Annotated in this window: 22 protein-coding genes and 1 pseudogene; 16 read left to right on the top strand and 7 right to left on the bottom strand. The window is 72.1% G+C overall.

The features are described from left to right. Window positions 1-66 precede the first annotated feature (66 nt). From EXE51_RS15265 to EXE51_RS15245, 5 genes are all read left to right on the top strand, one after another. Complete coding sequence (locus tag EXE51_RS15265) at window positions 67-774, top strand: type I 3-dehydroquinate dehydratase (protein ID WP_049932486.1); 708 nt, start codon at window positions 67-69, stop codon at window positions 772-774. An 89-nt stretch (window positions 775-863) separates the two neighbouring features. Then, entirely contained in the window at window positions 864-1,052 is a 189-nt protein-coding gene (locus EXE51_RS15260) for a hypothetical protein (protein ID WP_049932484.1), read from the top strand. Between the two features lie 128 nt (window positions 1,053-1,180). Then, window positions 1,181-2,152, top strand: a complete 972-nt coding sequence (locus EXE51_RS15255; RefSeq protein ID WP_137692979.1) for a rhomboid family intramembrane serine protease — start codon at window positions 1,181-1,183, stop codon at window positions 2,150-2,152. Then, window positions 2,152-3,015 carry an endonuclease V gene (locus EXE51_RS15250; protein WP_137692978.1) on the top strand — a complete coding sequence of 288 codons (864 nt, stop codon included), beginning with the start codon at window positions 2,152-2,154 and terminating at the stop codon, window positions 3,013-3,015. Before EXE51_RS15255 ends, EXE51_RS15250 begins: the two co-directional genes overlap by 1 nt. An 85-nt stretch (window positions 3,016-3,100) precedes the next feature. After that, a complete protein-coding gene (locus tag EXE51_RS15245; protein ID WP_004596496.1) occupies window positions 3,101-3,373 on the top strand; it encodes a hypothetical protein in 273 nt (90 codons plus the stop codon). Between the two features lie 19 nt (window positions 3,374-3,392). Here the strand turns inward: EXE51_RS15245 and EXE51_RS15240 are convergent, their stop codons facing one another. Continuing rightward, entirely contained in the window at window positions 3,393-4,703 is a 1,311-nt protein-coding gene (locus tag EXE51_RS15240; protein WP_094519379.1) for a rhodanese-like domain-containing protein, read from the bottom strand. Window positions 4,704-4,814: 111 nt separating this feature from the next. Between EXE51_RS15240 and EXE51_RS15235 the strand changes: the two genes are divergently transcribed. The 6 genes from EXE51_RS15235 to EXE51_RS15210 all read left to right on the top strand — a co-directional run bounded on the left by EXE51_RS15235 (window position 4,815) and on the right by EXE51_RS15210 (window position 11,600). Further along, window positions 4,815-5,582, top strand: coding sequence for an AAA family ATPase (locus tag EXE51_RS15235; RefSeq protein ID WP_089307936.1), 768 nt, complete (start codon window positions 4,815-4,817; stop codon window positions 5,580-5,582). Then, window positions 5,579-6,238: a hypothetical protein gene (locus tag EXE51_RS15230; protein WP_094495232.1), complete on the top strand. Its 660-nt coding sequence runs from the start codon at window positions 5,579-5,581 to the stop codon at window positions 6,236-6,238. Before EXE51_RS15235 ends, EXE51_RS15230 begins: the two co-directional genes overlap by 4 nt. Before the next feature lie 132 nt (window positions 6,239-6,370). After that, window positions 6,371-7,000 carry a hypothetical protein gene (locus EXE51_RS15225; RefSeq protein ID WP_049932475.1) on the top strand — a complete coding sequence of 210 codons (630 nt, stop codon included), beginning with the start codon at window positions 6,371-6,373 and terminating at the stop codon, window positions 6,998-7,000. Window positions 7,001-7,373: 373 nt separating this feature from the next. Beyond that, complete coding sequence (gene ppsA, locus EXE51_RS15220; RefSeq protein WP_094592645.1) at window positions 7,374-9,695, top strand: phosphoenolpyruvate synthase; 2,322 nt, start codon at window positions 7,374-7,376, stop codon at window positions 9,693-9,695. A gap of 76 nt (window positions 9,696-9,771) precedes the next feature. After that, on the top strand, window positions 9,772-10,854 hold the full coding sequence (mfnA, locus tag EXE51_RS15215; protein WP_137692977.1) for a tyrosine decarboxylase MfnA: 1,083 nt from the start codon (window positions 9,772-9,774) through the stop codon (window positions 10,852-10,854). Between the two features lie 110 nt (window positions 10,855-10,964). Further along, the gene (locus EXE51_RS15210) at window positions 10,965-11,600 is read left to right on the top strand and encodes a halocyanin domain-containing protein (RefSeq protein ID WP_049932469.1); all 636 of its coding nucleotides are present in this window, start codon (window positions 10,965-10,967) and stop codon (window positions 11,598-11,600) included. Window positions 11,601-11,698: 98 nt separating this feature from the next. Here the strand turns inward: EXE51_RS15210 and EXE51_RS15205 are convergent, their stop codons facing one another. Further along, the gene (locus EXE51_RS15205) at window positions 11,699-12,748 is read right to left on the bottom strand and encodes a glycosyltransferase (protein WP_049932468.1); all 1,050 of its coding nucleotides are present in this window, start codon (window positions 12,746-12,748) and stop codon (window positions 11,699-11,701) included. A gap of 116 nt (window positions 12,749-12,864) precedes the next feature. On the opposite strand from EXE51_RS15205, the gene EXE51_RS15200 reads away from it, so the two are divergent. The 4 genes from EXE51_RS15200 to EXE51_RS15190 all read left to right on the top strand — a co-directional run bounded on the left by EXE51_RS15200 (window position 12,865) and on the right by EXE51_RS15190 (window position 17,065). Further along, on the top strand, window positions 12,865-14,670 hold the full coding sequence (locus tag EXE51_RS15200; protein ID WP_137692976.1) for a S9 family peptidase: 1,806 nt from the start codon (window positions 12,865-12,867) through the stop codon (window positions 14,668-14,670). A 406-nt stretch (window positions 14,671-15,076) separates the two neighbouring features. After that, window positions 15,077-15,199, top strand: a complete 123-nt coding sequence (locus EXE51_RS18150) for a hypothetical protein (protein WP_255509926.1) — start codon at window positions 15,077-15,079, stop codon at window positions 15,197-15,199. Between the two features lie 89 nt (window positions 15,200-15,288). Then, window positions 15,289-15,528, top strand: a complete 240-nt coding sequence (locus tag EXE51_RS15195; protein WP_049932464.1) for a hypothetical protein — start codon at window positions 15,289-15,291, stop codon at window positions 15,526-15,528. 133 nt (window positions 15,529-15,661) lie between these two features. Then, window positions 15,662-17,065 carry a PAS domain-containing sensor histidine kinase gene (locus tag EXE51_RS15190; protein ID WP_176454912.1) on the top strand — a complete coding sequence of 468 codons (1,404 nt, stop codon included), beginning with the start codon at window positions 15,662-15,664 and terminating at the stop codon, window positions 17,063-17,065. 10 nt (window positions 17,066-17,075) lie between these two features. Here the strand turns inward: EXE51_RS15190 and EXE51_RS15185 are convergent, their stop codons facing one another. The 5 genes from EXE51_RS15185 to EXE51_RS15165 all read right to left on the bottom strand — a co-directional run bounded on the left by EXE51_RS15185 (window position 17,076) and on the right by EXE51_RS15165 (window position 22,762). Continuing rightward, window positions 17,076-17,861: an aldo/keto reductase gene (locus EXE51_RS15185; protein ID WP_137692984.1), complete on the bottom strand. Its 786-nt coding sequence runs from the start codon at window positions 17,859-17,861 to the stop codon at window positions 17,076-17,078. 117 nt (window positions 17,862-17,978) lie between these two features. After that, the gene (locus tag EXE51_RS15180; RefSeq protein ID WP_137692975.1) at window positions 17,979-20,561 is read right to left on the bottom strand and encodes a cation-translocating P-type ATPase; all 2,583 of its coding nucleotides are present in this window, start codon (window positions 20,559-20,561) and stop codon (window positions 17,979-17,981) included. A 1-nt stretch (window position 20,562) separates the two neighbouring features. After that, window positions 20,563-21,396, bottom strand: coding sequence for a sulfite exporter TauE/SafE family protein (locus EXE51_RS15175; protein ID WP_094583235.1), 834 nt, complete (start codon window positions 21,394-21,396; stop codon window positions 20,563-20,565). 69 nt (window positions 21,397-21,465) lie between these two features. Then, complete coding sequence (locus EXE51_RS15170) at window positions 21,466-21,891, bottom strand: plastocyanin/azurin family copper-binding protein (RefSeq protein ID WP_137692974.1); 426 nt, start codon at window positions 21,889-21,891, stop codon at window positions 21,466-21,468. 58 nt (window positions 21,892-21,949) lie between these two features. Beyond that, window positions 21,950-22,762: a helix-turn-helix domain-containing protein gene (locus EXE51_RS15165; RefSeq protein ID WP_089307941.1), complete on the bottom strand. Its 813-nt coding sequence runs from the start codon at window positions 22,760-22,762 to the stop codon at window positions 21,950-21,952. Window positions 22,763-22,939: 177 nt separating this feature from the next. Between EXE51_RS15165 and EXE51_RS15160 the strand changes: the two are divergent. Beyond that, window positions 22,940-23,035 (top strand): annotated as a pseudogene (locus EXE51_RS15160) (helix-turn-helix domain-containing protein); the annotation flags it as partial.

Below are 23,035 nucleotides of genomic sequence, written 5' to 3'. Positions count from 1 at the left end.
GACCCGACCGACCCCCACGCCGTTCTACCCCGACCAGCTAAGTCCCCGCCCGCGGTACGCCCGCGTATGTTCGAGGAGTTCGTCCTCGCGGCGAGCACGGCCGACCTCTCCGAGGAGCCGCGGGCCCGCGACCACGCCGACGCGGTGGAGTTCCGGATGGACCTCGCGGACGCCCCGCGCGACCAGCTGGCGAGCTACGACGGCGAGCTCCCCCTGCTCGTCACGAACCGGGCGTCGTGGGAGGGCGGCGAGGCCGACGGGCTCGCGCGCTACGACGCGCTCTCCGACGCGGTCGCCCGCGACGCGGTCGCCGCGGTCGACGTGGAGCTCGCCGCGCTGCGCGGGACGCACCCGGACCCGGCCGAGGAGTCGCACGCGACAGCGCTGCGTGACGCGGCCCGAAGGGAGGGGGTGGCGGTGGTCGCGTCGGTCCACGACTTCGAGTCGACGCCCGAGCCGGCCGCGCTGGTCGACCTGCTCGCCGACGCCGCGAGCGAGGGCGACGTGGGGAAGCTAGCGACGACCGCGACCGCCCCGGCGGACGCGCTGGCGATGCTCGAGGCGACCCACGAGGCGACCGTCGCTGGCCATCGGGTCGCGACGATGTGTATGGGCGAGCCGGGGCGTCACACCCGCGCGGTCGCCCCGGTCTACGGCTCGAAGATCGGCTACGCGCCCGTCGACCCCGCGGAGGCGACCGCGCCGGGGCAGTACCCGCTCGCGACGCTCCGAACCCTCGTCGACAGGCTTCGAGGCGGCGAGCCGGGCGCGTAGAGGCGGCGAGCCGGACGCGTAGGGACAGCAAACCGGGCGCGCGTAGGGGCGGACACTTTTCACGCCCGCCGTCGAACTACGGCGGTGAGATGGCCCTCATCGGATCGGATCAGTCGTCGGTGGTCTCCGCGTTCGGCCTCCTCATCGCCCTCGTCGCGGTCGTCGGCACCCGATTCCTCGGGTGGGAGTGGGGGTCCGGCCGACTCGTCCCGACGCTCGTCGGCGTGGCGGTCGCCGGGGTCGCCGTCGCGGTCGTCGCCGGGCGGGTACTGGACTGAACGCGGCGACCGCGTCGCCGTCGCGCACGTCGATCCGGTCGCCAGGCCCGGCTCGCCGCGTCGCCGACCGGCCGACGCGCCCGGGACGGAGCCAAACCGCTTTACGACCGCCCGCGTAAGTGTCGTCAATGGCGACGTGCGACGAATGCGGGGAGTACGAGAACCTCCCGTACCAGTGTAAGCGGTGCGGCCAGACGTTCTGCGCCGAGCACCGACTGCCCGAGAACCACAACTGTCCGGGCCTCGCCGAGTGGGACGACCCCGGCGGGGTCTTCGACAGCGGCTTCGACGAGGGCGGCGGGGGCGGGGCCGCGGGCGGCGCCGCCGACGCGCGGGGCGGCGGGGGCGGAGTCGTCGACCGCGTCAAGCGTCGGGTCGACCGCGAGACCGGCACCGGCGGGTTCGTGAGCTTCTTCCGCAACAACGCGACGTACGCGATCCTGCTGGCGATGTGGGTCACGTTCGTCGCGCAGTGGGTCGCGCTGTTCGTCGGCGGCCAATCGCTCCACAACACCCTGTTCGTGCTCCAGTCGGAGGCGGTCACGAACGTCTGGACGTGGGTGACTTCGGTGTTCTCGCACGCCCCGGGACAGCTGTTCCACATCATCGGCAACAGCGTGGTCATCCTGTTTTTCGGCCCCCTCGTCGAGCGCGCCGTCGGGTCGAAGCGGTTCGCGGCGTTCTTCTTCGGGGCGGGGATCGCCGCGGGGCTCGGCCACGTCCTCTTCGCGATCGCGACGAACGCCCCGCCGACGGGGGTCCTCGGCGCCAGCGGCGCCGGCTTCGCGATCCTCGGTGTCCTCACCGTCTGGCGGCCGAACATGCAGGTCCTCCTCTTTTTCGTCATCCCGATGAAGATCAAGTACCTCACGTGGGGGATCGCGGTCGTCTCCGCGCTGCTCGTGGTCACGAGCGGCACGGGCGGCGTGGGCGGCATCGCGCACCTCGCGCACCTGATCGGGTTCGCCATCGGGCTCGCGTTCGGCAAGCGCAACGAGGGGCTCGCCCGCTCCGCGGGCGGCATGGGCGGCGTCTCGATGGGCGGCGCCCGCGGCCCCGGGGGTCCGGGAGGCCCCGGCGGTCCGGGCGGACGCTTCTAATGGACCTCGCGCGGCCCGATCTCCGTCCCGACCCGTCGCTGTCGCGGCAGGAGATGGAGTCGCTCCAGCGCGAGATCGCGGCGGCCGCGGCGTTCGACGACGACCACGCGCTCGACCCGGCCGCCGTCGCGGTCGAGTCGGCCGCCTCGCTCGCCGACGGCCTCCCGCCGGCTCGCCCGGACGCGGTCGCGAACGAGACGCTCCCCGGTACCGGCGGCGCGGTGGAGGAGTCCGGTGTGCCCACCGTCGTCGGCGTCGACCAGGCGTTCCGCACCGACCGCGCGGGCGACCGTCCCGACGCCGCTGTCTCCGCCGCGGTCGCGCTCCGCGGCGGGACCGTGGTCGAGTACGCAAGCGCGACCACGCCGCTGTCGATCCCGTACATTCCGGGCCTGCTCGCGTTCCGGGAGGGTGAGCCGATACTGGCCGCGCTCGACGCGCTCGACGCCGAGGCCGATCTGCTGGTCTGCGACGGCTCCGGGCGGATCCACTTCCGGGAGGCGGGGCTCGCGACGCACGTCGGCGTCCTGTGCGACGTGCCGAGCGTCGGCGTCGCGAAGAGCCTCCTCTGCGGCGAGCCGGACGAGCCGACGGCCGAGCGCCCCGCGGGCTGGCGGACGCCGATCCGCGCGGACGACGCGGTGACGACGGCCGAGCCGGGGACGGTGATCGGCCACGCGTTCCAGTCGCGCCAGTACCCGAACAGCAGGCGGGTGAACCCCCTCTACGTCAGTCCCGGGCACCGCGTGTCCGCGGAGAGCGCCGTCGACCTCGTCGCGGCGCTGTGCTCGGGCTACAAGCTCCCCGAGCCGACGCGGCTCGCGGACGCGCACGCGGAGCGGGCGAAAGGCGACGCGGAGTGAGCGCGGAGGCCGTTTCGGACCGACACTGTGTCACCTGTTGCCACGGGCAGGCGGTTTTTAGACGGTCGCCCGCGAACGCAGAGACATGGGAGACGACGACGCCGAGAGTCCGATGTCCGCCGAGGAGTTCCGGTCGCTGACCGACGGGCTGGTGCGACAGAGTTCGGGCGGCGGGACCACCGTCTACAAGAACGCCGCGGGGGTCGGCTGTCCGAACCCGGACTGCGACCGCGGCGTCTTCCAGACGCTGTTCGTCAGCGACCACGGCTGGCAGCAGATCGGCGCCACCCGCGACGGGATCGACCTCTGTCTCGTCAACACGGAGTCGAAGCGGCTCGTCTTCATCCACGACGAGTAAGCGGTCCGGCGCGACGCCGTCAGTCGTCGTCCGCGGGGGAGCCGGCGTCCGGCTCGGCGGCGCAGCGGTTCGGACCGAGTTCGAGTTCGATCGCGGCGGTCTCGTCCGCCGGCGACTCGACCCCGCGGTTGGCCGCGATCACCGACTCGTAGTTCGGCGGCTTCTCCGGCAGCGTCCGCGTGATCCGTTCGACGAAGTCGTCCGCGTCGAGGCCGAGGACGTCGATCTCGCCGCGCGCGGCGCCGACCGTCGTGAAGACGGGCTCGCCGGGCTCGACCTCCCCGGTCGAGCCGTCGTTCGCGACGGCGAAGTGGCCCGGGCAGACGACGACGCCGTCCGGCTGCGCGAGCAGCGTCCCGTGGAGCGAGTCGTACAGCCGACGGGCCGCGCCCGCGGCACCCCCGTCCGAGACGCCTCCACCGTCCGCGCCGCCCTCGCCGCCGTCGTCCGCCGAGAACTGGAGCTCCGTCCGGCCGACGCTGTCGGTGAACAGCGTGTCGCCCGTGAGCACCGCCGCGTCGCCGACGAGGTAGCTCGCGCCGTCGTCGGTGTGCCCGGGCGTCGCAAGCGCCTTCAGGTCGACGCCGCCGGCGTCCAGCGTCTCGTTGCGTTCGATCGGCTCGAACTCGGAGGCCACGTCGCGGGCAGCGGCCGCGGCGGGCAGGTAGTACGGGACACCGAGGTCGTCAGCGAGCGCCCGGCCGCCCGAGAGGTGGTCCGCGTGAACGTGCGTGTCGACGGCGGCCGCGATCGACGCGCCGCGTTCGGCGGCCGCCTCGACCCACTCGTCGCCGTGTCTGGAGACGTCGATAGCGACGGCGACGCGGTCGGAGCCGTCCCGGGCGTCGGATCGGTCGGCAGGAACGTGATCCGCGTCGCCCGGCTCGCGACCGCCGACCACGAGGTAGCCCAGACACCCCTTCGCGCGGCGCTGGACCTGGACGAGGTCGAGCGGCGGGGCCGCGTCGGGCGGGTCGCCGAGCGGGACCTCGGTGCTGTCGTACACCGCGGACCAGCCGCGCATGCCGTCGGCGACGACGGTCACGTCCTCGTACCCCGCGGCGTCGAGCTCGGCGGCGAAGTCGTCGGAGGCCTTCCCCTTCGCGCACAGCGTGATTACGCTGTCGTCGGGCGAGAGCCCGGTCTCGCGTTCGAAGTCGTCGACGTCGAACTCGTGGAACGGCTTGTAGAAGTAGTGGACCGCGTCCGCCACGCGCCACCCCGCGAAGCTCTCCTCGGGTCGCGTGTCGACCACGGCGAACGAGCGCTCGCCGCGCCGTCGCTCGTCGATCCTGTCGCGGAACTCGTCGGCGGCTATCGTCTCGGCCATGGTGCTCCCATCGCGCCGCGGGATCAAAAGCGCTGCCGCCGACACGGCCGAGGAGCGAAGCGGGCGAGCGCGATGAAGAGGATTTATTCGGACCGCCGGGCGACCGGGCGTATGGTCGAGGCGTTCGCGGTCGCCAGCGGGAAGGGCGGCACGGGGAAGACGACGAGCACGCTCGCGCTCGGGATGGCGCTCGCGGCCGACCACGACGTGACCGTCGTGGACGCCGACACCGGCATGGCGAACCTCCTCTTTCACGCCGGGCTCGACGACGCGGCGGTTACCCTTCACGACCTCCTCGTCGAGGGCACCGCGACGGACGTGAACGAGGCGACCTACGAGCGGTTCGGACTCTCGGTCGTCCCCTGTGGCACCTCGCTCGCGGGCTTCGAGGCCGCGGAGCCGGAGCGGCTCCGCGACGTGGTGGCCGAGCTCGCGCGCGACACCGACGTGCTCCTGCTCGACTCGCCCGCCGCGCTGGGCTCGAAGTCCGCCGTGCTGCCGGTCGTCCTCGCGGACCGCGTCGTCGTCGTCGTCGAGCCGACGATCCCCGCGCTCTCTGACGGCCTGAAGGTCCAGGAGTACGCGCGCTCGTACGGCACGGAGACGGCCGGCGTCCTGTTCAACAAGGTCAGAGGCGGGGCCGACGACGTCGCCGCGCAGGCGGAGCGCCACTTCGGCGGCCCCGTCCTCGCGAACGTCCCCGAGAGCGACGCGGTCCGCGCGGCGCGCCGGGCCGGCGAGCCGCTGATCGCGCACGCGCCGGAGAGCGAGGCCGCCGCGCGCTACCGGCGGGCCGCCGACCGGCTCGACGTGCGCGACGGCGACGGCGACGCGGTCGCCGACCGGTTCCGCAGCGCGGTCGTGCCCGACACGCCATGAGCGGAAGCCCGGAGGGCGACGGGTCGGCGTCGCCGACCCTCACCGTCCCGCGGGGGACGCTCCTGCGCTCGCGGGTAGTCTCCGACGTGGGAACGACGCTGTCGCGCGCGCTCGACCGCGGGCTGACCGGCTACGCGACGCTCGTCCCGCAGGAGACGCTGCTGCTCTCGGGCAAGGCACGCGGCGTCCTCACCTTCGAGGACGGCGTACCCGTGCTGGCGTACAACACGGTGACGGACAGCGGCGGGCCGGACGCGCTCGCGGAGCTCGCGGTCCCCGGCCCCTACCGCGTCGAGCTGTACGCCGTCGACCGGAGCGGACTGGCGGCGGCCCACGAGGAGGAGTCGCTGCGGGTCGCGCCCGACGCGGCCGCGACCGAGCTGGCCGACGACGCCGCCCTCGCAGAGCGGACCCGCGACGCGGCGCCCGGAGAGCGACTGCGCGACGGCGACGACGAGGACGACGCCGTCGCCGCCTTCCTCGCGGACGACGACCGGATCGATGCGATCCGCGAGCAGGCGCGAGCCGAGGCCCGCGACCGCGCGGCCGAGTGGGGGCTCGACGACGCGCTCGACGGATCGGCCGAACCGGACGGGGACGACGCCGACGCGGCGGCCGGGGACGGTGCGGTGAGTGGGGGCGCGGTCGACCGCTGACCGAACGGTTATTCCGGCCCGGCCCGTCATGTCAGTATCACGGTCCTCCGACTGCTGCGGCTGACGACGACCGCCGACTTCGCGAGCTGGTACGCCGCCGGCCGCGCGTACACGGCCGGCGTCGCCGAGGGAATGGGCTTTTCGGGCGTCGACAGCCTCAACGGCGACCGAGTCGAGCGCCGCCTCCGGACGGCCCCCGACGAACTGACGCCGGACGAGGCCCGGTCGGTCGCGGCGACGCTGCTCGCGGACGGGGCGTTCTCGGAGCCGTACTGCGAGTGGCTGCCGACGTGGTACGAGCTCGCGCTCATCGCGCCGGTGCGGTACTGCGACTGGCGGCTGCGCCGAGTCGCCGGCGCGGTCGCCGACCGGGCGTCCGTGACCGCGACCGCGCCGCGGTTCTCGCGGCCGGCCGACGTGCGGATCGACGGCGCGCCGGCGCTGTCGCGGGCCTCCGGCTTCCGCGAGCGGTTCCTGCTCGCCGACTCGCTGCTCCACTTAGAGTGGTTCGTCCACGTCGCGGCCGCGGACGGCATCGACGTGCCCGCCGACCTTATCGCGCGGACCCGCGAGGAGTCGCTGTCGTACTACGGCGGCGATCGGGACCACCTCTCGCCGGACGTGCGTCGGTTCCAGCGGCACCTGTTCGCCGACGACCGCTGGGTCCGGCGCGTCGACGAGGCGTACGACCTCGACAGCGCCCTGTTCGGGCTCTGGGAGCGACTGCTGCGCGACGAGCGTCGGCGGCTCGACGAGAGCTGACGACGCGAACTCCGAGCCGAGGACAGTAGTCCGGAATGCTGTTACAGCCCCTGTAACTCGTTACGGGATCCGAACGCGGAACGGGAGGTAAGTATAGGCCGATTCATCGATTACGAGGTTGTACGAACCGGTATCCGGTTCGCTGTCCCCGACGCTCCGGCCCTCGTTTTGACGGACGATCGGTGTTCAGTCGTCGACGAACTGTTTCCGGTCGGGCTACCGCACGGTGCCCGTCGCTCGTTCGCGGGTTCGCGTCCGGGACGATCCCCCATGCTGCGCCGTCGGAGACAACTCGGTCCCGAGTTGTGTTTTATTCACCGTTTCTCATGCCGGAAGCTTCATAGGTCGCCTCGCGGATCCTCCGGGTACACGAATGGCAGTACTCTTGCTGGAGGACGTCGACGCCGACGACGTCGGGACCGTCGGCGGGAAGGCCGCGTCGCTCGGCGAACTCATCGGTGCGGGGCTCCCGGTGCCGCCGGGGTTCGCCGTCACCGCGGGCACGTATCGAACGTTCATCGAGGAGGCCGGGATCGACGACGAGCTGTTCGACGCGGTCGACGTGGACCCGGAGGACTCCGCCGCCCTCCGCGAGGCCGAGGCGACCGCCGAGCGGCTGATCCTCGACACCCCGTTCCCCGAGGAGGTCCGCGAGGAGATACTGGAACAGTACCGGGCGATGGGCGAGGAGGGCGAGGAGGCGTTCGTCGCGGTCCGCTCGTCCGCGACCGCCGAGGACCTCCCCGACTCCTCGTTCGCCGGCCAGCAGGAGACGTTCCTCAACGTCCGCGAGGACGACCTCCTCCGGCGCGTCAAGGAGTGCTGGGCCTCGCTTTTCACCCAGCGCGCGATCTATTACCGGCAGCAGCGCGGGTTCCCGCACGCGGACGTCGACATCGCGGTCGTCGTCCAGCGGATGGTCGACGCCGAGAAGTCCGGCGTGATGTTCACCAGCCACCCCTCGACGGGCGACCCGCAGGTCACCATCGAGGCGGCGTGGGGGCTCGGCGAGGCGGTCGTCTCCGGAACCGTCTCGCCCGACAACTACGTGTACGACCGCGAGCGCGGCGCGGTCGACGAGGTCACCGTCGCGGACAAGAAAGTCGAGATGGTGAAAGACCCCGACACCGGCGAGACGGTCCAGCTCGACGTCGACGAGGACCGGCGGAGCGAGCGGGTCCTCTCGGACGGGGAGATCGGCGACCTCGTCGAGCTCGGCGAGCGCGTGGAGGACCACTACGGCGCCCCGCAGGACGTCGAGTGGGCGATCTACGGCGGCGAGATATACATGCTCCAGTCGCGCCCGATCACGACGATCCGAGAGGACGCCGGCGACGAGGGCGGAGCGAGCGGCGCCGACGCGGCGGCCGCCGACGGCGAGGGCGCGACGACTGCGCGGGGCGGCGACGACGACGCGGACGTGCTCGTCGACGGGCTCGGCGCCAGCCCGGGCGTGGTCTCCGGGGCCGTCCGGCTCGTCCACAAGCTCGACCACCTCGATCAGGTACAGGAGGGGGACGTGATGGTGACGGAGATGACGATGCCCGACATGGTGCCGGCGATGAAGCGCGCCGCCGGCATCGTCACCGACGAGGGAGGGATGACGAGCCACGCGGCGATCATCTCCCGCGAGCTCGGCGTCCCCGCGGTCGTCGGGACGGGCAACGGGACCCGCGTCCTCGAAGACGGCCAGCAGGTCACGCTCGACGGTGACAAGGGGACGCTCCGGGCCGGCGAGGACGAGTCGGCCGAGCCGGGCGAGGAGTTCGAGCCGGTCGAGGCCGCGCGCCCCGAGACCCCCGTCAAGCCGATGACGGCGACGGAGGTGAAGGTGAACGTCTCGATCCCGGAAGCGGCCGAGCGCGCGGCGGCGACGGGCGCCGACGGCGTCGGCCTGCTCCGGATCGAACATATGGTGCTGTCGCTCGGGAAGACGCCCGAGACGTACATCGCCGACCACGGCGCCCGCGCCTATCAGGACGAGCTGATCGAGGGCGTCCGGCGCGTCGCCGACGAGTTCTACCCGCGACCGGTCCGCGTCCGGACCATCGACGCGCCGACCGACGAGTTCCGCGAGCTGGAGGGCGGCGAGGGCGAGCCGGCCGAGCACAACCCGATGCTCGGCTGGCGCGGGATCCGCCGGAGCCTCGACAAGCCCGAGCCGTTCCGGCAGGAGCTGGCCGCGTTCGCGCGCCTCTACGACATGGGGTACGACAACTTGGAGGTGATGTTCCCCCTGGTCAACGACGCCGCCGACGTGGAGGGGATCGCGCGGCACATGCGCGAGGCCGGGATCGACCCAGAGACGCACCGCTGGGGCGTGATGATCGAGACGCCCGCCAGCGCGCTCCAGATCGAGGAGCTCGCCGAGGCGGGCATCGACTTCGCCTCCTTCGGGACCAACGACCTCACCCAGTACACGCTCGCGGTCGACCGCAACAACGAGCACGTCGCCGACCGGTTCGACGAGCTCCACCCCGCCGTGTTGCGGCTCATCGGCGACACCATCGAGACGTGCCGCGAGCTCGGCGTCGACACGAGCATCTGCGGGCAGGCCGGCTCGAAGCCCGAGATGGTCGAGTTCCTCGTCGAGAAGGGGGTCTCCTCGATCTCGGCGAACATCGACGCGGTCCGCGACGTCCAACACGAGGTGAAGCGGACCGAACAGCGCCTCCTACTCGATTCGGTTCGCTGAGTCCGCTCGCGGTGCGTTTCTCTCCCGGCGCCGAGAGCGGAACGGGTAAGAGCCGCCCCACGTAACAGGGTGGCAGATGCGACAGCCGGAACCGGAGCCGCAGTCGTTCGACCGGGTGCTCTCCTCGATGTGTACCGAGCCGCACCCGGACGCCCGCGCGGCCGCCGAGCGATTCCTCGCGACGAACCCCGGCGACCCCGCGACGTACGAGTCGGTGGCGGAGCTGGAGGCCCGGGCGGTCGAGGGGCTCGCGACGCTCGCGGCCCACTCGGCCCCCGCCGACGCCGCGGGGTACGTCACCTCCGGCGGCACCGAGGCGAACGTCCAGGCGGTGCGGTCGGCGCGGAACCGACACGACGGGAGCGACGGGAACGAGGTCAACGTCGTCGCGCCGGCGAGCGCGCACTTCTCGTTCACGAAGGCCGCGGAGGTGCTCGGGGTCGAGCTGCGGACGGTCCCCCTTGACGACGACTTCCGGGCCGACGTCGACGCCGTCGCGGCCGCGGTCAACGACGGGACCGCACTCGTCGTCGGCGTCGCCGGCAGCACGGAGTACGGGCGGGTCGACCCGATCCCCGAGCTGGCGGCGATCGCCGAGGAAGTCGGGGCGGGGTTCCACGTCGACGCCGCGTGGGGCGGGTTCGTCCTCCCGTTCACCGACCACGCGTGGTCGTTCGCCGACGCCGCGGTCGACACGCTGACGATCGACCCCCACAAGTACGGGCAAGCCCCGGTGCCGGCGGGCGGCCTGCTGGCGCGCGAGGACGCCGCGCTCGACGCGCTCGCGGTCGACACCCCCTACCTGGAGTCCCGGTCGCAGGCGACGCTGACCGGGACCCGGAGCGGCGCGGGCGTCGCGGGCGCCGTCGCGGCGATGGACGCGCTGTGGCCCGACGGCTACCGCGAGGCGGCCGAACGCGCGGCCGACAACGCCGACTGGCTCGCCGACGAGCTCGCGGATCGCGGCTACCGCGTCGTCGAGCCGGAGCTCCCGCTCGTCGCGGCCGACGTGCCCGAGTCGGAGTTCGAGTCGCTCCGCGACGCCGGCTGGAAGGTGTCGCGGACCGGCGCCGGCGAACTCCGCGTCGTGTGTATGCCGCACGTGACGCGCTCGGCGCTCCGGGCCTTCGTCGACGACCTCGACCGGATCCGGCGGTAGATTTCGCTGTGATTTCCGGCCGCCGAGGCGGCGATTTCTTATAAGTAGAGCGGGGTCGACGCCGCGTTCGGATCAACATATTCACTACGGGTCACCACGAACCGCCTCGTATGAGTTCGGACGACGTCTCTCGGCGCGCGTTCATGCGGACGGCCGGCGGTGCGGCGGCCGCCGCCGGCGCGGCGACGGCGACGGCGGGGACGGCGGCGGCACAGGAAGTGGAGCCCGACTGGCCCAGCGCGACCGAAGGGAACGTCGGGTCGTACACCGACGCCCGCGGTCAGGACTCGGTGACCATCTCGGTCGGGGCGGGCGACCAAGGCCTGGCGTTCGACCCGACACTCGTGTGGGTCGACGAGGGGACGACGATCACCTGGGAGTGGACGGGCGCCGGCGGCTCCCACAACGTCCAGACGGTCGAGGGCGGCGGCCCGGCCAGCCTCGACAGCGGCGACCCCGTCGGCGAGGAGGGAGCGACGTACGAGTACGAGACGTCGAGCGAGGACGCCGGGATCACCCACTACCACTGCGTGCCCCACACCGCGGTCGGCATGCACGCCGGCCTCGCCGTCGGCGAGGACATCCCCACCGTCGAGGTCGGCGGCGGCGGGTCGAACGCGGTGTTCGTCCCGGACGCCGCCCGCGCGCTCGGCATCGCGACGTTCATCGCGATGGTGAGCACGCTGGGGCTGGCGTTCGTCTTCATGAAGTACGGCGGCACGATCACCGGGCAGGACCAGGCGTAGCGGGCGGTCGCTCCCCTCTCGCCGTCCGTCGCGCCGGTCCGCGGTCCTCCCGACAGTTCGCGGTTCTTCCTCCGTTCGCGGGTCACCCCGCAGTCCCGTCACTCCCCGTCGACGAGCTCCTCGTACAGCGCGACGTACCGGTCGATAACCGCCTCGCGGTCGAACGACGCGAACTCGCGGTCGACCGCACGGCGTTCGAGGTCGCCGACCGCGACGAACTCGTCGGCCAGCTCCGCCGGGCTCGTGACGAGTCGCCCGCGCTCGCGCCCCTCGACGAGCTCGTGGGCGCTGGAGTCGGCCTGGTACTCCACGAGGGCGACGCAGCCGCACGCGACCGCCCACAGCAGGTCGGTCGCGAACGTCTCCCACGTGGCGGTGGCGACCGCGACGTGCGTCCCCTTGAGTATCGGGAGCCGCTCGTCGAGCGGCAGGTCGCCGAGGAACTCGACCCGGTCGGCGATCCGGAGGTCGCTGGCGGTCGCCTCGATCCGGCCGCGCTCGGGGCCGTCGCCGATCACCGCCGCGGTCCAGTCGCGGCCGCGCAGCTCGGCGAGCCCGAGCAGGAACGTCTCGACGTTGGCGTGGCGGTCGAGTCGCCGGGCGTACACCGCGTCGAAGCGGTCGTCGACGCCGGCGGACTCGACCGCGTCGAAGTCGATGCTCTCGGGGAGCACGCGCACGTCGTCGCCGTCCGCCCCGTGCTCGCGGACGCGGGTCTTCGTGGTCCGCGAGGGGGTCGAGACCGCGTCCGCGCGGCGGGCGAGCGGCCGGTACCACCGGCGGGCGTCGGCGGGGTGGTCGCGCCACCAGTCGACGACGACCGGGACCCGCGAGAGCGACCCCGCGACCGTGGCGGCGAGCGCCGGCGTCGGCGGGCTGTTGACCGCGTGGACCACGTCGGCTCCCGCGCGCCGGACCGCGGCCGGGAGCCGCGCGGCGAACGGGATCGGCGCGGGCTCGACGGTGACCGCCCGGAACTCGATCCCGTCCTCCTCGAAGGCGTCGTGGTCGCCGCCCCACCACTGTGCGCAGAGCCAGACCACGTCGTGGCCGCGGTCGGCGAGCGCGCGGGCGGTCCGCAGGGTCCGCGTTCGCGCCGGGGTCTCCCCGTGTCCGGGGGCGAAGAGCGAGGCGAACGCGACGCGCATACGCCGACCGCACGGGGGGAGTCGGTAAAAAGACACGGCATCTCGAGGAGTCGCGGGACCGCGGCGAGGATTCCGTCACCCGAAACGGTTTCACGGCAGGCGCGGAACCGAGTGTCATGCGACAGTACGACATCGAACGCTACCTCAACGTGCGGAACGCGGGCGGCGCCGACCTCGGCCCCGACGGTCGGCTGTCGTTCCTCCTCGACACGACCGGCACGGGGCAGGTGTGGTCGGTCCGCGGGCCCGAGTCGTGGCCCGAGCAGCACACGTTCTTCGAGGAGTCGGTCTCCTTCGTCGACTCCTCGCCGGAGCGGTCCGAAGCGGTGTTCGGAATGGACGAGGGCGGTAACGAGCGCGCGCAGCTGTACCTGCTCAACTACGAGTCGGGGGGGATCACCGAGCTGACGGCCAAGCCGGAGGCGAAACACCGGTGGGGCGGCTGGGACTCGGCGGGCGACCGGTTCGCGTTCGCGTCGAACCGCCGCGACGAGGCCGTCTTCGACGTGTACGTTCAGGCCCGCGACGAGACCGGCGACGATGCGGAACTGGTCCACGAGGGGGACGGCTGGCTCTCCGTCGCCGGGTGGTCGCCGAGCGACGACCGGCTGATCGTCCACGAGGCGCACTCCTCGTTCGACCACGACGTGTACACCCTCGACCTCGCGAGCGGCGACCTGACCCACCACACGCCCCACGAGGGCGACGTGCGGTACGCCGGTCCGGAGTGGGGGCCCGACGGCGAGAGCGTGTACCTCGTCACCGACCGCGACACCGACACGCTCCGCCTGGAGCGGATCGACCTGGAGACCGACGAGTTCGCCGTCGTCGCCGACGGGGGCGAGTGGAACGTCGACGGCGTCGCGATAGACGAGTCCTCCCGCCGGGTGGTCTACTCCCGGAACGTCGACGGCTACACCGAACTCACGGCGGGCGAACTCGTCGCCCCCGACCGCATCGACGAGTTCCCGGAGCCGGACCTCCCGGACGGCGTCGCCGGCGGCGTGAGCTTCGGGCCCGACGGCGACCGGTTCGCCGTGACGACGACGGGGAGCACCCACAACGCGAACGTCCACGTCGTCGACGCGACGAGCGGCGAGGCGGAGCGGTGGACGCGCGCCTCGACCGCGGGGATCCCAGCGGACACGTTCGTCGAGCGCGAGCTGGTCCACTACCCGACGTTCGACGGCCGGGAGATCCCAGCGTTCTTCTCCGTGCCCGAGACGGAGCCGCCGGAGTCTGGGTACCCGGTCGTCGTCGACATCCACGGCGGGCCGGAGTCGCAGCGGCGGCCATCCTTCGCCGCTGTGACGCAGTACCTGCTGAACAACGGGTACGCGGTCCTCGAACCGAACGTCCGGGGCTCCTCGGGGTACGGGAAGGCGTACTCCGGGCTCGACGACGTGGAGAACCGGATGGACTCGGTAAAGGACGTCCGGGAGGGCGTCGGCTGGCTCCACGACCACCCCGAGGTCGACCCGGACCGCGTCGTCGCGATGGGCGGCTCTTACGGCGGGTTCATGGTGCTCGCGTCGCTGACCGAGTACCCGGAGCTGTGGGCCGCCGGGGTCGACATCGTCGGCATCGCGAACTTCGTGACGTTCTTGGAGAACACCGGGGAGTGGCGGCGGTCGCTGCGCGAGGCCGAGTACGGCTCGCTCGACGCGGACCGCGAGTTCCTCGAGTCCGTCTCCCCGATCAACAACATCGACCGGATCGCGGCCCCGCTGTTCGTCCTCCACGGCGAGAACGACCCGCGGGTGCCCGTCGGCGAGGCGGAGCAGATCGTCGAGGAGGCGCGCGAACAGGGCGTCCCGGTGCGGAAACTGATCTTCGAGGACGAGGGACACGGGTTCGCGAAGCTCGACAACCGGATCGAGGCGTACCGCGGGATCGTCGACTTCCTCGCGGAACACGTCTGAAGGGTCGCCGCCCGGTCCCCGTGTCGCGCTCAGGACCGGCACGCCCGTCGCCGTGGCCGCCGGGGAGTCGGTGCGCCGTGGCCGCCGAATGCGGGTCCGGTGTGAAAGGGACGGCCGTCACCGTCGGTCGTCTCTCCGATTTTTCCAGAGCGGATACAGCTCTAAGAGCGCGATCAGTGAGATCGCCACACCCGCCACCAGCATCAGCGTGTCCGGGTTAATGTCACGCATGCTCGCAATACGGTCCGCGGCCTCAAATCGTTTCGTGCGGTTCGCGGGAGGGTGGGCCGGCCGTCGGCGGTCCGAGCGACGGCGTCCGCTCGTGCGGAGTCGCCAGTGTTGACGGGGACGAGTCGCGTTCGCCGCTGATACCGAGATACATTAGCGTGGGGGCCGTACCGGACGTATGCTCCAAGGTCCGGTCGACGCTGTGACAGACGACGAGCGCGTGTTCGCGGCGGTCATGATCGTGCTGTCGGTCCTGATCTTCGTGCTCGTGTTTCGGAGCGAGCGGTCGGGGTCATCGTGACGCCGCCGCCGGCGACGTGAGACGAATACGGCCCGAAGTAGGGCTCACAGCAAGGAAACACATATGCCCGTCTGGGGCGTTAATCGTATGTGAGCGATACAACAGAAGAGACGGCGGCAGAAGTTGTCGAAGAGGTCGGTAGTGACGGACTCGGACCCGCAGTGTTCGCGTCCGTGGGGTCGGTGGCGCTCGCGCTGTACTTCTACTACGTGCGCGGCGACAAGCAGCGCGGGCAGTTCGTCGGTCTGTGGCCCGTGACGATACTCGGTCTCGCATCCTATTTCAAGCTGGAAGAGATTCGAGAGGCGCTCTCGGCGAGCGACGACTGAACGGGGTCCACTCGGACCGTCTGATCGCGTCCCGACACGCCGTGGTCCCTTCCGGTGGCGTAGTTCGTCCGTGACCGCCGACGGACGCGAACGGCCGTGACGATTATACGCGTACGCGTGGGAGCATGAGGGAATGAACGGGTCCGAACCGCTCGGGCTGCTGCTCGATCAGGCCCAGGACAAGATCGCCCTGGTCGACGACGAAGGTCGGTTCACGTTCGTCAACGGGGCTTCAGAGCGGATTCTCGGCATCCCGCCGGCGGAGCTCGTGGGCGAGGTCGCCTTCGAGTACATACACCCGGACGACCGTGAGGCGGTCCGTGCGGCGTTCCAGCGAACGATCACCAGCGACGGGTTCGCCGAGGAGACCGTCGAGTACCGCCACCGCACTGCGGACGGGTCGTGGGTCTGGCTGGAGAGCCGGATGTCGAATCTCACCGACGACGAACTCGACGGGTACGTCGTCAGCTCGCGGGACGTGACCGACCGCGTCCGCGCCGAGCGGCAGCGCGCGGAGGCCACCTCCCACCTCAAAGAAATCGCGGCGGTCTCCGGCGACGTCCTCTGGATGTTCGACGCGGACTGGTCGGAGCTCCTCTTCGTGAACCCCGCGTACGAGGACATATACGGCACACCGACTGACGAGATCCGCGGCGACCCGGACAAGTTCCTCGACGCGGTCCATCCGGACGACCGGCCCGCGGTCGAGGAGGCGATGAAACTGCTCGCCGCGGGCGACTCCGTCGATATTGAGTACCGGGTGAACCCCGAAGAGAACTACAACCGGTGGGTGTGGGTCCAGGGCGAGCCGATAATCGAGGACGGCGAGGTCGTCCGCATCACGGGGTTCACCAAAGACGTCACCGACCGCCGCCGTCGGGAACGACAGCTCGTCGTGATGGACAACCTCCTGCGCCACAACCTCCGGAACGAACTCAACATCGTCCTCGGGACGGTCGAGGACCTCGAGGCCGACGTGCCGGAGGCGGCGGAACACACGGCGGTGATCCGACGGGTCGGCGAACGCCTCCTCCAGACCGCAGAGAAGGAACGGGAGGTCATCGATCTCATCACCGACCAGCGGGAGACCGATCGGATCGACCTCCGGAGCGTGGTCGAGGGGTGCGTCGAGACCGTCAGGGACCGATACCCCGAGGGGTCGATCACGGTCGACGGCCTCGACGCGGTCACCGTCGACGGGCGCTGCGAACTCCGGTCGGCGGTGACCGAACTCCTCGAGAACCCGTTTCAGCACAGCGACGACGGGAGGCCGACGGTGACGGTCCGACTGCGTCGGACCGACGACGGCGCCGAACTCGTGATCGAAGACGACCTCCCGGCGATACCGTCGGTCGAGGCCGACGTGCTCACCGGCGACCACGACATGACGCACGTCTACCACAGCAGCGGCCTCGGCTTCTGGGTCGTCTACTGGAGCGTGGAGCTGTCCAACGGGGACGTCGCGGTCGACTCCGATCCGGCCGGCCGCGAGCGCGGCAACCGGATCACGGTGTCGCTCCCGCGGGCGGCGAAGTGAGCCGGACGCCCTACCAGTCGGGCCCGAAGTCGGGGTTCAGCTGCCGGTCGGTCCGGCTGAGCGTGTCGATGGCCTCGACGTCCTCGTCGTCGAGTTCGAGGTCGAGGCTCGCGAGGTTGTCGCGGATGTGGTCGATCCCGGTCGCCTTCGGGATGGCGGTGACGCCGGACTCGCGCAGCCACGCGAGGCTCACCTGCGCCGCGCTGACGCCGTGCTTCTCGGCGATGTCGGCGATCGCCGGGTCGTCGAGGATCTCCCCGCGGGCGAGCGGCGAGTAGGCGACGAGCTCGATGCCGTTGGCGTCGGCGTAGTCGCGGAGCTCCTCCTGACGGAGCAGCGGATGCATCTCGACCTGGTTCGCGAACGGCGCCTCGCCGAGCGCGTCCGTCGCGGCGTCGAGGTGTTCGGGTTCGAAGTTCGAGACGCCGATGCGGTCGATCAGGCCGTCGTCGCGGAGCTCGGCGAACGCCGGCAGCGTCTCCTCGGGCTCGTACTCCCCGGCCGGCCAGTGGACGTACATGAGATCGACCGCGTCGACGCCGAGCTTGTCGAGGCTCTCGCGGGTCGACGAGGCGACGTCCGCGGGCGCGAGCTCGTCGATCCACACCTTCGACGCGAGGAAGATGTCGTCGCGGTCGACGTCGCTCTTCGCGATCCCGTCGCCGACGGCCGCCTCGTTGCCGTAGATCTGCGCGGTGTCGACGTGGCGGTAGCCGGCGTCGAGCGCGTTCGCGACCGACTCGGTACACTGGGCGGGGTCGTCGTTCTCCCACGTGCCGAGCCCGAAAACGGGCATTCCGTTCCGCGTCGGCGTCGCGGGCTGCTGCTGTTGGTCTGTCATCGCTCAGGTCTACTCGCGTGAGCCGAAAGTCGCTTGCGGTAGGGGCGGGCGCGGCCGCGTCACGGGCCGCCCTCAGTCGTCCGCGAGCAGCGCCCGCGAGGAGTTCGTCACCACGAGGAGGCTCGACGCCCCCATCGCGACGGCGGCGAAGAGGGGGTTCAGCAGTCCGGTCGCCGCGAGCGGGATGGCGACCGCGTTGTAGCAGAACGCCCAGCCGATGTTCCCCTTCACGCGCCGGCCGGCCGCCCGGGCGAGCTCGAAGACGGTCGCCACGGAGCCGAGCTCGTCGTCGACGATCGCCACGTCGGCGGCGTCGGCCGCCATCGCGGTGCCGCCGCCGAGCGCGACCCCGAGGTCGGCCGCCGCGAGCGCCGGCGCGTCGTTGGTGCCGTCGCCGACCATCACGGTGACGCCGCGCTCCTTCAGCCGCCCGACCGCCTCGGCCTTCCCCTCGGGCGGCACGCCGGCGAACACCGACGAGACGGCGGCGTGCTCGGCGAACACAGTCGCGGCGCGCTCGTCGTCGCCGGTGAGGACGATCACCTCGACGCCCGAGCGATCGAGCGCCGTCACCGTCTCCTCCCAGCCCTCGCGGAGCTCGTCGCCGACCACGAGGAACCCCTCCGCGGCGCCGTCGCGGCCGACCGCGACCGGGACGCGCCCCACGTCCCGCGCGTCGGCGACCGCCTCGCGGACCGCGTCGGGGACGGTCCACCCGCGCTCGTCGAACAGGTCCGGGTGGCCGACGACGACCTCGACCCCGTCGACGACGCCAGAGACGCCGCGGGCGTGGTCCTCGAAGGACTCGACCGCGGGCCCGCCCGCGTCGGCCGAGGGGTCCGGCCCCTCCGTCGAGGCGTCGACCGCCTCCGCGCCGCCGTCGGCGACGGCCGGCCCGGTGCCGTCGCCGGTCGCGCCGCCGAGCGCGGCGCCCTCGGTGCCGACCTCGGCTCGCGCCGCCGCGACGGCCTGCCCGACCGGGTGCGCGGAGCGCGATTCGAGCGCGGCAGCGAGCCGGAGCAGGTCGTCGTCGACCTCGCGGGCGATCGGCCGCATCTCGCCGGTGGTCAGCGTCCCGGTCTTGTCGAAGACCACCGTGTCCGCGTCGCGGATCCGCTCGAAGACGGTGTCGTCGAACACGACGATGTTGCGCTCCAGCGCGTCGCGGATGCCGGCGGCGACCGCGAGCGGCGTCGCCAGCCCGAGCGCGCACGGGCAGGAGACGATCAGCACCGTCAGCCCGACGAGCATCGCGTCGGTCGGTGCCCCGCCGAGCGCGAGCGACGCGCCCGCGGCGACGACCGCGATGCCGAGGACGGCGGGGACGAACACCGTCGCGAGCCGGTCGGCGAGCTTCTGGACGCCGTGGTTCCCGCTCTGGAGGTCGTACACCAGCTCCGCGACGCGGTCGAGGCTGGAGGTCGCGTCCGGGCCGACCGCGACCGTGAGCGACCCGTCGGCGACGACGGAGCCGCCGACGACCGCGTCGCCGGCGACCTTCCGGACCGGGAGCGACTCGCCGGTGACGACCGACTCGTCGACCGCGGCGTCGCCGTCGACCGCCTCGCCGTCGACCGGGACTCGCTCGCCGGCGCGCACGAGGAGCCGGTCGCCCGGTTCGAGCGCGTCGACGGCGACCGACTCCGGCTCTCCGTCCGCGGTCAGCCGCCGGGCGTCGTCGACTTGGACGGCGGTGACCTCGGAGAGCAGTTCGGTCGCGCGGTCCTTCACCGAGTCCTCGTAGTGGTTGCCGACGGTGACGATGACGACGATGGCGACGGTCACGTCGTAGTATATCGAGGGCGACTCGACGAATATCACCGCGAGCGTGCTGTAGAGGTAGGCGCTCACTGCCGCGATGGCGACGAGGAGGTCCATGTTCGGCGAGCGCGTCTTCGCGCTGACGTACGCGCCCCGCAGGATCGGCTTCCCGGTGAAGAAGAGGACGATGGTGGTGAGGACGCCGATGACGATGAAGAAGTACGTTCCGGAGGTCGAGGCCATCGCCTGGTTGAGGTACTCCAGCGTGCGCTCGTTGTAGAACGGGAACGCGAAGTAGGTCGGGTAGATGAGGACGATGTACTGGAGCATGACCGCCATCCCGACGAGGACGCCCGCGGCGAGCCGCGCCGTCGCCATGTTCCGCGCCTGTCGGCGCGAAAAGGCGTCGTCGCGGTCGTACGCGCTGTATCCAAGCCCGCTCACGGTCTCGGTGAGGTCGTCGGTGGTGACCGCGTCCGGGTCGTGGTCGATCCGCACCGTGTCGGTGACGTAGCTCGCGCTCGCGCCGCTGACGCCGTCGGCGTCGGTCGCGACCGTCTCGATGAACGCCTCGCAGGTCGCGCAGTGCATCCCGTCGACCTCCAGGAACGTCGCCTCGTGACCCTCGGGCACGTCGCGGTCGCCGGACCCGCCCTTGGCGTCGGGGTCGTCGGGCCCGCCCGCACCGTCGTCGCCGCGTTCCTGCCGCCGCTCGCGGACCGCGTCGGCGTCGACGTCGACGTCGCCGAGCGCGGCGTACACGTCGCGGCAGCCGGTACAACAGAAGCGGTTGCCCTCGCCGTCGGTGACGTTGACGCCCTCGGTCGGAAGCTCACAGAGGGTACACGCGGAGGGGTCGTCGCCCGCGTCCGGCGGTCGAGCGGCCCCGCTCATTTCACATACCCCCCATGCCGGCGTCGAGCGGGTTCCAGAACGGGAGCCGCGGGTGCGGCACGTGGATCCCGACGGACATCAGCCCGTGAGCGAACAGCACGTAGCCGAGCGCGACGAACGCGACGCCGAGCAGCCGGTGGACCCGGCGGCGGTGGACGGGGTCGACGCTCTCGATCAGCGTCCCGTAGGCGAAGACGGCCGGGATCGTCCCGAGCCCGAGCGCGCCGAGCGCGACGCCGCCGGCGACCGCCGAGCCGCTGGCGAACGCGTAGAGGTACGCCGGGTAGAGGATCGGACAGGGTAACAGCCCGTGGACCGCGCCGAGCGCGACGATCCCCGGGCCGTTCGCGAGGCGGTCGACGTACCCGGTGAGCCACCCGGTGACGCGTTCGAGCCCGGGGAGGTGGACCCCGCCGGTCGCGCCGCCGAAGAGGTACCTGACGCCGACGAGGATGACGGCCGCGCCGACGAGGAGGCCGACCCCGCCGCGGACGGTTTCGGCGGCGCCGGTCAGGGTCGCGGTGGTGACGAACACCGCGCCGCCGAGCGCGCCCAGCAGCGTTCCGATTGTCGCGTAACTCGCCGCGCGTCCGAGGTTGAACAGCGTGTGCTGGCGGACCTCGTAGGTGGTGAGGTGCCCCTCGCGGCCGGTCGCCCTGTCCGCCGTGCGCGCGGCGCCCGCCCCGCCGCCGTCGGTCCGGCCGCCGTCGGCGTCCATCCGACTCGCGTAGACGGTGACGAGCGGGCCGCACATGCCGATACAGTGGGCGCCGCCGAGCAGCCCGATCGCGAGGAACAGCAGGACGTCGGTCCCGAGGAGCGGCGAGAGGTCCATCTCTCAGTCACCCCTCGTTCGTGACGCGGGCGGGAATGGATTTCGGCGGGGGGCGGGCGGGCTCACGGCTCACTCCTCGACGACGACGGTCCCGTACATGCCGCCCTCGCGGTGCGGGATACAGACGTACTCGTGGGCGCCGGGGACCGTGAAGGTGTGTTCGAAGCGGTCGCCGTTCTTCAGGATGCCGCCGAAGTCGGACTGCCACGCCGCCTTGGCGGTCTCGAAGTCGTCGAAGCCGCCGGAGGCGAAGAACTCCGCGCCGTCAGGCAGTCCGCCCTCGGTCGCGGTGACGGTGTGCGACCGCGCGCTCGTGTTCTCCCAGACGACGGTGTCGCCGACCGAGACCGTGATCTCTCGGGGCTGATACGCGGCGGCGAGCATCCCCACGTCGAAGCCGGGTTCGCCGCCGACGCCCGCGCATCCGGCGAGGCCGACCGCCGTCGCCGCGCTCCCGACGGCACCGGCCCGTCGAAGGAACCGTCTCCGGTACATACCTCTCCTCGGGGCCAGAACGGTTTCAATACCGCGGTCGCCCTCGGCGCGCGGGAACCTACCCGCCGACGAGGTCCTCGAAGACGCGGCGCTGCGCGGCCGCGAGGTGTTCCGAGAACGTGGCGCGGGCGATGCCGATGGCGTCGGCCACCTCCGTCGCGCTCGCCTCGCGGGGGTGTTCGAAGTAGCCGAGGCGCTGAGCGGTACGGACCACCTCCCGCTGCCGGTCCGTGAGCCGCCCCCGGTCGACGACGACAGGGTCCGATCGACTGTCGGCCCCGCCGGAGCTGGTGAGCCGTTCGAGCCGCGCGGACTCGCCGGTCGCCTCCAGCGCGTCGATCACGTCGCCCAGCGGGTCGGCCGCGGGCAGCGACAGCCCGAGCCGGACGCGGTCGGGCGCCGTCCGGACCGTCACCGACGAGACCGGGTAGCCGAGCGACTCGACCGCGTCGGCGGGGAACTGCCCCGGCGCCCTGCTCCGGCAGCGGTAGACGAACTCGTCGCCGCCGTCGAAGACGAGCTCGGCGTCGACGGCGCGGTCGGCGCGGAACTGCGAGACCACCCCGTCGTCGACGCGGATGCGGTCGACGTCCTCCGCGACCGCGCCGGGCGGCAGCACCGCCGCCACCGGCGCCGGCGTCGGGTCGCGGACGACCACCTCGACGCGGACGCCGGCGGTGCCGGGTCTGCCGGCCGCCCGCGACCCGTCCGAACCGCTCCGGGCCGCCTCGGCGTCGGCGACGCCGCCGTCGCTCGCGGCGACCGGCGCTCCGCTCCCGACCGCGTCCGGAGCGCCGTCGGCTCCGGCGGTGCCGGAAGATCCGAAGCGATCGGCAGGACCGGAGTCAGACGACCGCGACCGCCGTCCCATATGTCGATCAAACGGTCGAAGTCGGAAAAAAAGCGAGCCGAACGAGTACGCGTCGCCGCCGCTCGCTGGAGCGCGTAATAAAGCCCCGTCGAGAGTTGGCGTCGACTGACGGGGACCGAGACCAAATCGCACACATGAGCGACGAGTCGCTTCGGGGGCAGTCGGTGGGCGTAGTGGGGGCGGCTCACGGACCGGCAGCGGGAGGTGGTCCGTACCGCTCAGCGCCTCGGCTACTTCGAACACCCCCGCGAGGCGAGCGCGACGGAGGTGGCC

The organism is Halorubrum sp. CGM5_25_10-8B, from assembly GCF_005435095.1.
GTDB lineage: Archaea > Halobacteriota > Halobacteria > Halobacteriales > Haloferacaceae > Halorubrum > Halorubrum ezzemoulense.
Note: the sequence above shows the minus strand (reverse complement) of the source record. Positions and strands in the feature narration are given on the sequence as shown.